The 13,937-nt window shown below is 57.9% G+C and carries 14 protein-coding genes; 5 read left to right on the top strand and 9 right to left on the bottom strand.

The window, feature by feature from the left end; all coding sequences use genetic code 11:
* Nucleotides 1-15: 15 nt before the first annotated feature.
* From epmA to serB, 3 genes are all read right to left on the bottom strand, one after another.
* Entirely contained in the window at nt 16-978 is a 963-nt protein-coding gene (gene epmA / locus NOR51B_RS05055; RefSeq protein WP_040481802.1) for an EF-P lysine aminoacylase EpmA, read from the bottom strand.
* A complete protein-coding gene (gene efp, locus NOR51B_RS05050; protein WP_009020766.1) occupies nt 975-1,547 on the bottom strand; it encodes an elongation factor P in 573 nt (190 codons plus the stop codon). The genes epmA and efp overlap by 4 nt, the downstream gene beginning before the upstream one ends.
* Nucleotides 1,548-1,628: 81 nt before the next feature.
* Nucleotides 1,629-2,570 (bottom strand): phosphoserine phosphatase SerB, encoded by a 942-nt coding sequence (gene serB / locus NOR51B_RS05045; protein ID WP_230198406.1) that lies wholly within the window; start codon nt 2,568-2,570, stop codon nt 1,629-1,631.
* A 107-nt stretch (nt 2,571-2,677) separates the two neighbouring features.
* Here serB and NOR51B_RS05040 point away from each other — a divergent pair, with 107 nt between their 5' ends.
* Nucleotides 2,678-3,934: a hypothetical protein gene (locus tag NOR51B_RS05040; protein WP_009020695.1), complete on the top strand. Its 1,257-nt coding sequence runs from the start codon at nt 2,678-2,680 to the stop codon at nt 3,932-3,934.
* Here NOR51B_RS05040 and parC read toward each other — a convergent pair.
* Entirely contained in the window at nt 3,927-6,176 is a 2,250-nt protein-coding gene (gene parC / locus NOR51B_RS05035; protein WP_009018813.1) for a DNA topoisomerase IV subunit A, read from the bottom strand. The genes NOR51B_RS05040 and parC overlap by 8 nt on opposite strands.
* Before the next feature lie 11 nt (nt 6,177-6,187).
* Nucleotides 6,188-7,009 carry a cyclic nucleotide-binding domain-containing protein gene (locus tag NOR51B_RS14845; protein WP_195891467.1) on the bottom strand — a complete coding sequence of 274 codons (822 nt, stop codon included), beginning with the start codon at nt 7,007-7,009 and terminating at the stop codon, nt 6,188-6,190.
* A 111-nt stretch (nt 7,010-7,120) separates the two neighbouring features.
* Between NOR51B_RS14845 and NOR51B_RS05025 the strand changes: the two genes are divergently transcribed.
* Entirely contained in the window at nt 7,121-7,579 is a 459-nt protein-coding gene (locus NOR51B_RS05025; RefSeq protein ID WP_040481800.1) for a GNAT family N-acetyltransferase, read from the top strand.
* On the opposite strand, the gene typA is transcribed toward NOR51B_RS05025, so the two are convergent.
* Entirely contained in the window at nt 7,580-9,394 is a 1,815-nt protein-coding gene (typA, locus tag NOR51B_RS05020) for a translational GTPase TypA (protein WP_009020601.1), read from the bottom strand.
* 194 nt (nt 9,395-9,588) lie between these two features.
* Here typA and NOR51B_RS05015 point away from each other — a divergent pair, with 194 nt between their 5' ends.
* The 3 genes from NOR51B_RS05015 to secB are packed head-to-tail and all read left to right on the top strand — an operon-like array spanning nt 9,589 to nt 10,835.
* Nucleotides 9,589-10,053, top strand: coding sequence for a rhodanese-like domain-containing protein (locus NOR51B_RS05015; protein ID WP_230198405.1), 465 nt, complete (start codon nt 9,589-9,591; stop codon nt 10,051-10,053).
* A complete protein-coding gene (gene grxC, locus NOR51B_RS05010; protein ID WP_009019921.1) occupies nt 10,050-10,319 on the top strand; it encodes a glutaredoxin 3 in 270 nt (89 codons plus the stop codon). Before NOR51B_RS05015 ends, grxC begins: the two co-directional genes overlap by 4 nt.
* A gap of 27 nt (nt 10,320-10,346) precedes the next feature.
* Complete coding sequence (gene secB, locus NOR51B_RS05005) at nt 10,347-10,835, top strand: protein-export chaperone SecB (protein WP_009019683.1); 489 nt, start codon at nt 10,347-10,349, stop codon at nt 10,833-10,835.
* A gap of 8 nt (nt 10,836-10,843) precedes the next feature.
* Here secB and ntrC read toward each other — a convergent pair whose 3' ends face one another.
* Genes ntrC through NOR51B_RS04990 form a run of 3 tightly spaced genes read right to left on the bottom strand, consistent with a single transcriptional unit; the run spans nt 10,844 to nt 13,902 of the window.
* A complete protein-coding gene (ntrC, locus tag NOR51B_RS05000; protein WP_009018824.1) occupies nt 10,844-12,277 on the bottom strand; it encodes a nitrogen regulation protein NR(I) in 1,434 nt (477 codons plus the stop codon).
* A gap of 3 nt (nt 12,278-12,280) precedes the next feature.
* Nucleotides 12,281-13,375: a nitrogen regulation protein NR(II) gene (gene glnL, locus NOR51B_RS04995; protein WP_009019668.1), complete on the bottom strand. Its 1,095-nt coding sequence runs from the start codon at nt 13,373-13,375 to the stop codon at nt 12,281-12,283.
* Nucleotides 13,375-13,902, bottom strand: a complete 528-nt coding sequence (locus NOR51B_RS04990; RefSeq protein ID WP_009021081.1) for a DUF4124 domain-containing protein — start codon at nt 13,900-13,902, stop codon at nt 13,375-13,377. Before NOR51B_RS04990 ends, glnL begins: the two co-directional genes overlap by 1 nt.
* Nucleotides 13,903-13,937 lie beyond the last annotated feature (35 nt).

The raw sequence follows: 13,937 nt of genomic DNA, 5'->3' as shown, positions 1-13,937 counted from the left end.
GAAGTCGAAGGCGGGTCAGCTTCGGTGCCAGTCGAAAGCGAGTATTCCCGACAGATTCCGGGTGCCCAGCTGGCAGGCGAGCAGCCGGTCCAGCCCGAGCGCGACACCAGCGCAGTCAGGCAATCCCGACGCCATCGCCGCCATAAAACGGGGGTCCAAACATCGGGCCGGCTGCCCTGCAGCAGTCAACCGGGCATTGTCGTCGTCAAATCGCCGTTTCAACTCGACCGCGTCGGTTTCCTCCCAATACCCGTTGGCCAATTCCACACCATCGACATAGCATTCAAAACGCGCCGCGGTGGCGCAGCACTCACCTCGCGGCAGTATCCTCGCCAGCGAGGCCTGACTGGGCGGGTAATCGACCACAAAGACAATACCCCAGGTGGAAATCGCCGGTTCAATACAATGGCTCATCAATAGATCGAGCCACCCATCGCGACTGAGTGCAGGGGGTACTTCACCGCATTGTTCCCGCGCGATTGTCTCCAGTACAGCGACCTCCGCATCAAAGGGGTTGATCGCCAGTAGTTCTTCGAAAAGCGTGGCGTAAGGCCAGACCTGCCAGCGCTGATGGGGCAGGAGTGTGAGTAACAGTTCAGCCACCTCGCGAAGCAACTGATAATGGTCTATGCCAGTCCGGTACCACTCCAGCAGGGTATATTCCGGGTTGTGGCGACGGCCGACTTCGGCCGCCCGGAAGGCTTTGCAAATCTGGAAGATATCCCCGCTGCCCGCCGCCAACAGGCGCTTCATGGCGTACTCGGGGGAGGTTTGTAAAAACCGCTCTCCGTCAGCGCAGGGCACCCTGATTGGCTCGAGTGCCGGATCAGTCACTCCGGCGGACGCGAGCAGCGGTGTCTCGACCTCCATCACCCCCCGGGTAGCAAAAAACCGGCGTATCGTCGCCAGCGATTCAGCCCGGACCCGGAGCGCGTCGAGCCCGGCTCCCGGCTGCCAGTCAGCGCTGTTGTCCGTCAGCTTTTACCGCCGCGGCTCACGTATTCACCGCTGCGGGTATCGACACGGATGACCTCGCCCTGGGCAATAAAGAGGGGAACACGCACCACCGCTCCCGTGACCAGCGTCGCCGGTTTGCTGCCGCCCTGGGCGGTATCACCCTTGAGGCCGGGGTCGGTCTCAACGATTTCAAGCTCGACGAAGTTGGGAGCCGTCACAGCCAATGGCGTGCCGTTGTATAACGTCACCTCACAGGGAGCCTGATCGGTGAGCCACAGCTTGGCATCACCCACAGCAGCCTCGTCCGCCTGGTGCTGTTCAAAGGTGGTGGGTTCCATGAAATACCAGAACTCGCCGTCGGTATAGAGGTACTCCATGGCATGGTCCATGACGTCGGCACCTTCCAACGACTCACCGGACTTGAAAGTGCGCTCCCAGGTCCGTCCGGTCTTCAAGTTGCGCATTTTGACGCGGTTGAACGCCTGGCCCTTGCCCGGCTTTACAAATTCATTCTCGACGATGGAACAGGGGTCTCCGTCGAGCATCACCTTGAGTCCGGACTTGAATTCACTGGTTGAGTAATTGGCCATACTGACATCCTTGAAAAAATCGTCGTGGATAATACCCCAGCCACATCGGGGTTGGAATTGATGGACGGCTGTCGCGGTGGTCTATAGCCCCTCACTGGGGGCACCCAACAAATAGAGCACACCATCGAGTCCCGAGTAGCGCAGGTTATAGGGTGCGCTCTCGCGCACAATGGGCTTGGCATCGAAGGCAACACCCAGTCCCGCAAGACCAATCATCTTCAAATCATTGGCGCCGTCCCCAACGGCGATAGTATCCACCAGATCGATCCCTTCGCGACTGGCAATCTGCTGCAGCAAAGCCGCCTTTCTATCGCCATCGACGATGTCACCGACTACCTGCCCGGTAACACGGCCATCCTCAATCTCAAGCCGATTGGCATGATATTGCTCGAAGCCAAAGCGCCTTTGCAGCTCCTCGGCAAACACATTGAAACCGCCCGAAAGAATCACGGTTCTGATGCCCCGTGCGCGCAAGGTGGTAATGAGTTCGGGCATGCCCTCGGTAATGGGTAGCGTTGCCGCAATATCGGCAATGACCGACTCACTGAGACCCGCAAGCATCGATAGGCGCTCGGTAAAACTGCCAACGAAATCGAGCTCACCGCGCATGGCGCGCTCGGTAATCGCCGCCACCCGGTCACCCACCCCCGCTCGTGCCGCCAACTCGTCGATGACCTCACAGCGGATGAGGGTAGAGTCCATGTCAAAAACCGCGAGACGATAGCGTCGCCTGCGCACCGCCATCGCCTGAAAAACCAAATCGATTTCCAAATCATCCGCGAGGCGATCGAATTCCTGGGCCAAACCGTCAACGCCGCCCTCTGCTGCCAAATACCAGACTTCGACGATACGGTGTTCAGCAAGCGAGCGCGGCACGGGAACCGCTCGACGCTCGACGATATCGATGCCAAATCGCGCCAATAACGCGGCCACCGGCGTAGTATCGGGCGCCCCGGTGCAGGGAACGGTGCGGGGAACAATGAGCGTGAGCGCGTGAGTGGATACGGCCATAGAAAAATTCACATCGATTTTCACGAGAAACGGGCGCGTGCATAGTGCAGAAGCGCAAGCGACAAGGCAACATGTCCGCGCTCGGTTTATACTCGTCATCTTTCCCAGGATCATTCGATTTGTTCAGCATTCCGCAACGCCTCCAGCGCTTACCGCTTGGCCATCAGCTGGCATGGACAGCGGCCCTGTGCTGCCTGGTCGCCACGCTGTTATTGGTCGCGCTCGCTGCACAGTCCAGTGCGCATACCCAACGCGCATTGCAGGACGAGTTCGGTCAGGCAGTGGCGCAGCAGCTGGCGCGCAGGCTTTCCGTAGAACTGGCGGCTGGAGACCTTTTGGGTGTCGCCGCAGAGCTGCAGCGGTTGATCGAGCAGCCCACCATCGCCGGAGCGCAGGTATTCGACGTTGAAGATGCCATTATCGGCAAGGCCGGGAATCCGCTGAGCAAGAACGCTTACAGCGCTGCGATCACCATCGCCGGTGATATAGCGGGGTCGATAGCCGTCACTATCGACACACAGATTCAGGACCAGGCGCGTTTGCAGTTTATCTTCGGGCTGTCCGCGCTTTCGGTAATTCTCAGTATCGCGGTATTTCTTATTACGCGACCACTCGGTTCGCGGCTCGCGCGGCACATCGATGCGGTGAGTGCTGAATTGGCGATAGCGGCCGGCGAAGGCGTGGATGCCACCAACGAAGTTCACAAGCTTCGCCAGCAGGTGGCCGCACTGCCCCTTGAACTGCTGAAACCCAGCACCGGGCTTGCTCAGGGGGACGAGCATTACGATGACACCGGGGTTCTCTTTATTCAGCTAAAAAGCCTGCCTGACTACATCGACACCCTTGATGAAAAGCGGCTACAACGCTACATCCTTCTGCTGCATCGACTGGTTTACGGTGCCCAGGGCTTTTACAGTGGCCACCTGCAGGTTGTGCGTCAATTTGGTCTCGCCGTATTTTTTTCCGGGGAGCACAAAGTGGGAAGCCCCGCGTTGCGCGCCACGAGCTGTGCCTGGCTGATTCAGAACGCCATCCCTGCCATCGAAGAACGGCTGCGCCTATCGCTGAAAATGGGGTTGGCGGTGGGTATGAGTGAACTCGGCCATGGTGACGCCGAAGATATCTATCCGGGTTTATACACACAGGCCACCCTCGACGAGCTTCAGGGCCTTGCTCAATCGCTGCCCGATGGCATCAGCCTGTCAGATAAAGCCGCCAGTGATATCGACGTCTCGACGCGGGTGACCGTCGAGAACACGAACAATCATGGCGCCGTGCTCGGCGCACTCGCCGACGGGCACCGCGACCTGCTGGAGCGACAACTACAGATTCTACTCAAAGCCGTGCTCGAACGCCGACCCGAAAAAGTCAGCTGAGCACTCGCATCGAGGCTACTTTCTGGAAGCCCTTGGGCAGCTTGTTACCACGCCGCCCGCGTTCACCGCGGTAGTGCTCCAGATCAGCAGGCTTGAGCTTGAGATGCTGCTTTCCTGCGGTAACCTCAAGCACATCATCGCTGCGCATCGCGCATACACCCACTACCACTTCTTCCCTCGCCGCCGCTTTGGGCCCGGGAATGCCGATGATCTTGTTCCCCTTGCCTCGTGCCATTTCGGGTAAATCCGATAGCGGGAAAACCAGCAAGCGGCCAAGACTGGTGACCGCGGCCACGAGCAGCTGGTCCCCCAGTGGTACCGCTGCTGGTTGTAACACGCGAGCACCTTTCGGCAGATTCAGGCAGGCCTTACCCGCTTTATTCTTGGATTGCAGGTCAGCAAACCGGGCGACAAAGCCATACCCTGCATCGCTGGCTAAAAGGAACTTATCGCTGTCTGCACCGGTTAACAGGCCCTCGAACGTCGCCCCCGACGGCGGATTAATTCTTCCGGTCAGTGGCTCGCCCTGGCCCCGGGCCGACGGCAACGCATGACTGGCAATGGAATAAGCGCGGCCGGTCGAATCGAAGACAACTGTGGGTAAATTGGATTTACCCCGCGCCGCGAGCTTGAAACCGTCGCCGGATTTGTAATTCAGACTGGTGGGATCAATATCGTGCCCCTTTGCCGCACGTATCCACCCCATCTCCGAAAGAACAATGGTAAGCGGATCCGAACTCGCGAGCTCGGTCTCGCTGAAAGGCCGGGCCTCTTCACGCTGAGTAATGGGTGATCGACGCTCGTCGCCATGAACCTCAGCAACCGCCATCAGCTCTTTTTTAATCAGTGTTTTCATTCGCGCATCACTACCGAGGGTCAACTCGAGCTTGTCGCGCTCAGCCGCCAGCTCATCCTGCTCGCCACGAATCTTCATCTCCTCAAGCTTTGCCAGGTTGCGCAGCTTAAGATCGAGTATGGCTTCTGCCTGAACATCAGACAGTCCGAAGCGGGCGATTAGCGCAGGCTTGGGCTCCTCCTCTTCGCGGATAATGCGGATGACCTCATCGATATTGAGGTAGGCAATCAGATAGCCTTCCAAAACATGCAGGCGCCGATTCACCCGATCGAGTCGGTGCTCCAGCCGGCGCTGGACGGTGGTTCGCCGGAAGCGCAACCACTCACCGAGGATGACATTGAGCGCTTTTACCGCGGGCCGACCGTCGATACCGATGAGATTGAGATTTACACGATAGTTGCGCTCAAGATCCGTTGTCGCGAACAGATGCGACATCAACCCCTCGAGATCGACGCGGTTCGAACGCGGAACAATGACGAAGCGGGTGGCATGCTCGTGATCGGATTCGTCCCTGAGATCAGAAACCATCGGCAGCTTTCTGGCCTGCATTTGCGCCGCAATCTGCTCGAGTACCCGAGACCCGGAGACCTGGTAGGGAAGTGCATTAACCACAATGGCACCGTCCTCCACCGACCAGGATGCACGCATTTTCACGCTGCCACGGCCGGACTGGTACATCGCCTGAAGATCATCCTCAGGCGTGATGATTTCGGAATCAGTCGGGTAATCGGGACCCTTCACATACTCACAGAGGTCGGCCACCGTTGCTTTGGGGTTCTCGAGCAGATGCACGGTGGCATCGACGATCTCGCGAAGATTGTGTGGTGGCACATCGGTAGCCATTCCCACTGCGATACCGGTAGTGCCGTTGAGCAGCACATTAGGTACCTGAGCCGGCAGCACCACCGGCTCATTGAGTGTGCCGTCGAAATTGGGCTGCCAGTCGACGGTGCCCTGACCAAGCTCCCCGAGCAGCACTTCGGCATAACGGGCCAGCTTTGACTCGGTGTAGCGCATCGCGGCAAACGACTTGGGATCATCGGCCGAGCCCCAGTTACCCTGGCCATCAACCAGCGGGTAGCGATAACTGAAGTCCTGCGCCATCAGTACCATGGCTTCATAGGCGGCGCTGTCGCCGTGGGGATGAAATTTACCGATTACGTCGCCCACAGTACGCGCCGACTTTTTGTATTTCGAACCGGCCTTCAAGCCAAGTTCGCTCATGGCGTAGATAATGCGTCGTTGGACGGGCTTCAGCCCGTCGCCAATATGGGGCAGAGCGCGATCGAGAATGACATACATCGAATAATCGAGATACGCCTTCTCAGCGTAATCGCGCATTGAGAGCGTCTCGACCGATAACGGCCCAGCAATTACATCAGTCATGGAACCCCGGTTCAGGCGTTAGTGGTGTGGTTCAATTGTTCACGAAGCCGCACAACCTCTTCGTTCAATTCGTTGATCGAACTGGCCATATCGACCAATAGCCCGTGGACTGCATTCGGCCGCGAGCGGATCAGTTCAAAAAAATGATCTTTGGGTAGTCTGACGACCTTACAGTCCTCGATCGCGCGCACAGTAGCCCGGCGATGACTACCCATTAGGGCAGCCATCGTACCGAACAATTCTCCAGGTCGCAGCTCGGCGACAGGCTGGTCATTCACCAGAACCTGCGCCAGTCCATCAATCATGGAAAACACATCATCCGCCGGGGCTCCCTGGGCAATAATGATTTTCCCCGCGGAAAACAGCTCCGTAGTCAGCCCCTCGCCCACCGTTTCGCGGATATGCAGCGCGTTGAGTCGCAAGATGGTGGTGATCTGGAGAATTAGTGCCCGGTTCCAGGCCTCGATAGTGGCCGGCTCACTGGCAATCGCCGACTCGACCTGATCTCGCTGATACAACCGAACATGAGCGCCCGATTCGGAACCATAACGCAAAGGCGCAGAGCCCGGCCCGATAACGTTGGTGTCGGGCAGCAGCAGATCGCCCCCATCAAATACTCCGATCACCGTATGACCTTGCACCACCGATACATGCCCGCTGATGACCACCGCCACACAGTTGCCATCGAGCGCCTTGTAGTCACCCGACCCCATGGGTGGCATGTCGAGCTCCCGCCCGCTGATGGAAAGCCTGGAAAAAACATCCCGCACAGCGGCCTTGGCCGATTCATTCAGCGCCTGGAAGTCTGACCCCGATTGTGCTGTCGCCAACATGGTGCGCATCTACCCTTGGATGACTCTAAGCCGTATCCTAACCGACGGCGCTGGGAGCGGCCATGAAAACCCACTCCGAGTGCAATTGTTAACAGCTGGAGAGCCCATTTCATGTCCAAGGCCAACGATATCAACTGGCACTGGCGGCATTTTGATACCTTCACCGCCCGGGAGTGGCACGAGGTTTTAAGACTCCGCGCCGAGGTATTCGTAGTCGAGCAGGACTGCCCCTACGTCGATCCGGACCACAAAGATGGTTCAAGCTGGCATTTGTGCGGCCACGCTGACGGTAAACTGATCGCCACACTTCGCGTGGTGGCTCCCGGGGTGAGTTATGTGGAACCGTCGATAGGCCGGGTGGTCACCGATATTAACTGGCGCGGTGAGGGATTAGGCCACATCCTCATGCAGCACGGCCTGGCTTTTTGTCGCGCAGAGTTTGGAGGCGGTGTCAGAATCAGCGCCCAGGCCCACCTGGAGGGCCTTTACCAATCACATGGCTTTCGCACGGTGCGCGGTCCCTACGATGAGGACGGTATACCCCACCTCGAGATGCTACTCACCTTCTGATCAGGCGCTGCGCGATGCGCGCTTGCGCTCATATTCGAGCAGGAGTTTTTTGCGCAGACGGATACTGTCGGGAGTAACCTCGACCAGTTCATCATCATCGATAAACTCGAGCGCCTGCTCCAGCGAGTGCGCCACCGCGGGCGTGAGAGTCAAAGCCTCGTCGGTCCCCGATGCCCTGACATTGGTCAGCTGCTTCGCCTTGGTCGGATTGACAACCAGATCATTCCCACGGGTATGCAGACCAATAATCTGTCCCTCATAAACATCAATATTGGGACCGATAAACAAGCGCCCGCGATCCTGAAGATTGAAAAGCGCATAAGCGAGGGTCTTGCCGCTGACCATGGAAACCAGCACGCCGTTGTTACGCGCTGCCAGTTCCGCCTTGGAAACCGGCCCGTAATGATCGAACACGTGGGTCAGGATGCCGCTGCCCGAAGTCAGCGTCATAAACAGGGACCGGAAACCGATCAAACCGCGTGCCGGGACAATAAATTCGAGACGTACGCGCCCGGTTCCGTCAGGTATCAGGTTGCGCAGATCCGCCCGCCGATGACCAAGCTCTTCCATAACGCTACCCTGGTGCGCGTCTTCGCAATCAACAACCAGGTTTTCGTAGGGTTCGCAAAGCTGTCCATCAATCTCTTTCTGAATGACTTCCGGACGGGAAACGCCCAGCTCAAAGCCCTCGCGACGCATACCCTCGATCAGTACTGACAAATGAAGCTCACCGCGCCCGGACACCTTGAATTTGTCGGGGCTATCGCCCTGCTCTACCCGAAGTGCCACATTGTGAATCAGCTCGCGATCGAGACGCTCGCGCAGATTACGCGAGGTGACGTACTTGCCCTCCTTCCCCGCGAACGGCGAGTCGTTGACCTGAAACGTCATACTCACCGTCGGCTCATCGACACTCAGCGGCGGCAATACTTCGACCGCGCCCGGCGTGCACAGCGTATCGGAAATATTGAGCGCCTCTATACCAGTGACGCAAACAATATCGCCGGCCTCAGCGTGATCAACGGCAACCCGCTCCAGGCCGTGATAACCCATAACCTGAAGTACACGGCCGTTGCGCTCGGCACCCTCGACATCAACAACCACGACGTTCGTGTTGGGCGCAATTACACCCCGGGTAATACGTCCAACGCCGATAACACCGACGTAACTGTTGTAATCCAGGGCGCTGATCTGCAGCTGCAGTGGCCCGTCCGCATTCACCCTGGGCGGATCGACATGCTCAATGACCGCTTCGAACAAGGGGGTCATATCATCAGCCATTGCTTCGTGGTCGTCACCGGAAACCCCGTTGATGGCGGAGGCGTAAATCACAGGAAAATCGAGCTGTTCCTCTGTAGCACCGAGTGTGTCGAACAAATCGAACACCTGATCGACAACCCAGTCCGGCCGGGCACCCGGGCGATCGACCTTGTTAACCACAACAATGGGTCGCAGGCCGCGCTCAAAAGCTTTTGAAGTGACGAAACGGGTCTGGGGCATCGGGCCATCAACGGCATCAACCAGCAGTAGTACCGAGTCAACCATGGACAGTACCCGCTCGACTTCGCCGCCGAAATCGGCGTGCCCCGGAGTATCGACGATATTGATCCGATAATCCCGCCAGCGAATCGCCGTATTCTTCGCCAGAATGGTAATTCCGCGCTCACGCTCCTGATCGTTGGAGTCCATGATGCGCTCGGCATCAGCGTTTTTGCGGTCAAGCGTACCCGATTGCTGCAACAGGCAGTCGACGAGTGTCGTTTTTCCATGGTCGACGTGCGCGATAATGGCGATGTTTCTGAGTTGGCTGATCACGGTTGGGCTCTCTCGGGAGGGGACTGGCTCGAATTGCGGCGCGGAGTGTAGCAGAGTACCGGCTGGCTATCTTGGGACTTAGTGCCATCACTGATCGCGAGTGACCATGCCGATCCTTGGCTCATGGCCCAGGCGCTGGCAGTAATACGCTGGAGCGGGACGATGGAAACCTTTATACTCGGCGCCGTTTTCGAGTGCGAGCATCCAATCGCGCCCCACCGATCGAGATATTCCCTGTGCAGTTCGACCTGTTAATACAGTTTATTACCCAAGAATGGCTGTTGGTGCTTGCGCTTGCCGCGACGCTGACGATGCTTTTTCTTCATGAAAAGCGCAAAGCCGGTCCGGCAGTAAGCTGTCAACAGGCCATTAATATGGTCAACAGCGAAGAGGGGGTGTTTCTCGATATCCGTGATGGCGCCGAATTCAAGAAGAGCCATATTGTCGATGCAGTGCACGTGCCGCTCACCAAATTGGCTGGAAGGGTTGGAGAACTGGAGAAATATCAGGAAAAGCCGGTGATCGTGGTCTGCAAGCTGGGCCAAAGTGCCGGTAGCGCTACCAAAACCCTGCGCGGCCTGGGCTTTACCCGAGCGCACAAGATGTCGGGAGGAATGATGGAGTGGCAGGCACAAAAGTTGCCGGTGGTGTCCGAATGAGTATTCAGGCCCCGGTGGTGATTTACACCACACGCTTCTGTCCATTCTGCATCCGTGCGAAACAGTTGCTGGACAAAAAAGACGTGGTCTATGAGGAGATCCCCGTGGACAACGACAATGCGCGACGCCACGAAATGACCCAGCGGGCGGGCCGCTCTACCGTGCCCCAGATCTGGGTGGGTGATACCCATATCGGTGGCTGCGACCAGCTTTATGCATCAGAACGGGACGGTATGCTCGATCAGCTTCTCAGCTCAACCGCCTGAATTTTTTACCCAAAGGAGAACTATGTAATGGCAGAAGAACAAGCCGCCGCGCAAGATCAACAAGGGCAACAACAGTTTAACCTTCAGCGAATCTACACCAAAGACGTCTCGTTTGAGTCCCCGTCGACGCCCAATATCTTTCGAACCCAGTACCAGCCTTCGGTCAATGTTGACCTCAATACCAAGAGCTCAACGGTCGACGAAGAAGGCAATCACGAGGTTGTTCTGACGCTCACAGTGACCGCCAAGATGGAAGAAGACACGGCTTTTCTGGTCGAAGTGCAGCAGGCGGGAATATTTAATGTACAAGGCATTGAAGGTGAGTCGCTACGACAGGTGCTTGCCACCGTTGCCCCCAACATCCTGTTTCCCTACGCGCGCGAGAATATAGATGCACTAGTGGTCAAGGGAGGTTTTCCGGCCCTGATGCTGGCCCCCGTCAACTTTGACGCACTTTACCGTCAGGCTGTCGCCCAGCAACAAGCCGCGCAGCAGGATCCCAGCGCCGTAAACTGAGTCTCCTGCTAGCCGGAGCTGTTATCCAACCCGTCTCCGGCTTCCAGCTCCTTCAGTTTCCGGGTCAAGGTGTTTCTGCCCCAGCCCAGTAATTCGGCGGCCTCGGCACGACGCCCCCCGGTGTACTGGAGCGCGCATTCGATCATGATCTGCTCGAAAGCAGGCAGGGCAGTTCTCAGTACCTTGGACTCCCCGGCAGACAGACGCCCGGTCACCCAGGCGGTCAAAGCCTGCCGCCAGTCATCGCCCTGAAGCGTGGGTTTTTCTTCGCTGGGACTCAGCAATTCAGGTGGTAAATCACTGAGCAGTATCTCGCTGCCCGCGGCCATTACCGTGAGCCAGCGGCAGGTATTTTCCAACTGACGGACATTGCCAGGCCATGGCAATGCGGCCAGGAACTGCTCTGCATCGCGGGACAAAATCTTACTCTCCACGTCGAGCTCGGCCGCCGCACGGCCGAGAAAGTATTTCGCCAGTTGGGGTATGTCTTCTCGTCGCTCAGCAAGGGTCGGCAAATGAATCCGTATGACGTTGAGCCGATGATAAAGGTCTTCCCTGAAGTCACCACGGGCCACCAGTGATTCGAGATTCTGGTGAGTCGCCGCAATGATTCGAACGTCGGCTCGCACCGAGGTCATACCACCGACACGATAAAACTCGCCATCCGCCAGCACCCGCAACAGACGGGTTTGAGTATCCGCCGGCATATCGCCGATCTCGTCGAGGAAAAGCGTACCGCCATCGGCCTGTTCAAAGCGCCCCTCGCGGCGGCTGGTAGCACCGGTAAAGGCACCTTTTTCATGCCCAAAGAGCTCTGATTCCATCAGCTCTTTGGGAATGGCCGCCATGTTCAGCGCGATAAACGGTGAACGCCTGCGGGGGCTGTGATCGTGCAGTGCGCGTGCAACCAACTCCTTTCCGGTGCCTGATTCGCCATTGATGAGAACGGTAATATGGCTTTGTGCCAGTCTACCAATAGCGCGGAATACCTCCTGCATCTTGGGCGCGCTACCAATGATTCCAGTGTCATCATCCTCGGCCCGCGGCTCTTCAACCGGTCGCTTTCGCTCCAGCGAGTGGACGCGAGCCCGCTCCACGGTGGCTACCATTTCATCAACATCAAACGGTTTCGGTAGGTATTCGAAGGCGCCACCCTCGTAAGACGTCACCGTACTGTCGAGGTCAGAGTGCGCAGTCGTGATAATGACGGGAAGATTGGGATGCTGCTGTTTGAGCACCGCCAGCAATTCAAATCCATCGGTACCGGGCATTCGAATATCACTGATAACCACATCGGGGCGCTCGGTGGCCATGGCGGAGAGCAGGCGATCGGCATCGCTGAAGCTGCGACAATCCAGCCCGGCCTGCGTAAGCGCGCGCTCTACAACCCAGCGAATCGAGCGATCATCGTCCACCACCCAAATCGAATTACCCGCGGTCATTGGTCATACCTCCATTGGCAGGAGTAGCGTGAAACGTGTGTCGCCCGGCTGGCTCTCGCATTGAACGAGACCACCGTGTCGGTTTGCTATCGTCTGCGCGATCGCCAGACCAATACCACTGCCGTCTGCTCGGCCGGTCACCATGGGTAGGAACAGGCGGTTGAGCATATCCGGTTCGATCCCGGTGCCGCTGTCCTGAACTTCCACCATACACACCAACTTGTGCCGCTTGCCGCCCATGGTGTACTGCCGCTGGGCACGGGTGCGGAAGGTCAGGATGCCACCGTCAGGCATTGCCTCCACCGCGTTCTTGGCGATATTCAACACCGCCTGGGTCAACTGGCCCTGGTCGGCCTCGAATTCAGGGAGGCTGGGGTCGTAGTCCCGGACCAGCCTGATGCGTCCCCCTGCTTCCGCCGTAATCAAACGACGGACGCGCTCGAGAATCTCATGAATATTCATCGGCGCCGGCGTCAGCTGCTCGCGGGGACCCAGCAAGCGGTCGACCAGGGCCTTCAACCGATCCACTTCCGACATAATCACAGTGGTGTATTCCAGCAATGCAGGATCGGGTAACTCGCGACTCAGTAGTTGCGCCGCACCACGAATGCCGCCCAAAGGGTTCTTGACCTCGTGAGCCAGGCCCCGGACCACCTCGCGCAAACTCATTTGCGCCTCCCAGAGTCCCGCACCCTCATTGATGCGATGCATGCGATCGACAGGGGTGAACTCCAGTATCAGACTGATTTCCACACCCCGCTCAATGGGCGATATGGTCAGGTCGACGGTATGCGCCTTACCACCGCGAAGGCGAAATTCTATGCCTCGACGCACTACCGGCACGATATCGTTTCGTGCCTGCATCAAGGGATCTTCCCAACCGGCGTCCCGCTCGAGTACTTCATCAAGACGCGCATTGAGTGCCCGACTCGCCGATATCTCCAACAAGGTCTCCGCGGCCTGATTAATATCGACCACCCGCCAGTCCCCATCCACCAGCACAACAGCCGTGGCCAGCAGGTCGACCGACACGCCTCCCCACCCTGCTCCGAAAGTAATCGAGTCGGCCGCTACAACCTTGAGTGATGAATCGCTCATTAGCGTATCGAGGGCCTAAGCACATAAACGGTGACCGGCTCCGAACGATCCAGCTCGCCCCCGGAAGTCAGCAGGCGTTTTACGACCAATTTATGCTCGCCGCGAAATACATTACTGAGTTGCCATGAACTACCCCGCTGGGGCTTGCCTACAGGCGCACCGTCAATCAATAGCTGAAGCCGCTCACCACTGGCAAGTGCCGGATTGGCCTGCGCCGCGACCGCAAAGTTTCCAGGACCCATGGGAATGGTGGACCCATCACTGGGCGCCGTAATGACCGTGTCGTACTCGGGGCGTGCCACCGGCGCCTTTGCCACTGGCTTGGCAATATCGGGTGGTGGTGCCGATCGGTTGGCAGGATTTAATTCCACAGGCTCGGCACTGTCGCCAGGAGCCGGTGGCTTATCACTGAACTCGACGTTGCCCTGCTCATCGACGTACTTATAAACCCGCTGATCTGCACTCACGCCAAACGCGGGAGCAGCCATAACGACCACAATTGCAAAAAGAGACAACAACTTCTGCATAACGCTTAACCTCACGATAACCAGACACCACCATG

The sequence above is a fragment of the Luminiphilus syltensis NOR5-1B genome (genome assembly GCF_000158175.1).
Lineage (GTDB): Bacteria > Pseudomonadota > Gammaproteobacteria > Pseudomonadales > Halieaceae > Luminiphilus > Luminiphilus syltensis.
This window is presented reverse-complemented; position numbering and strand designations above follow the sequence as displayed.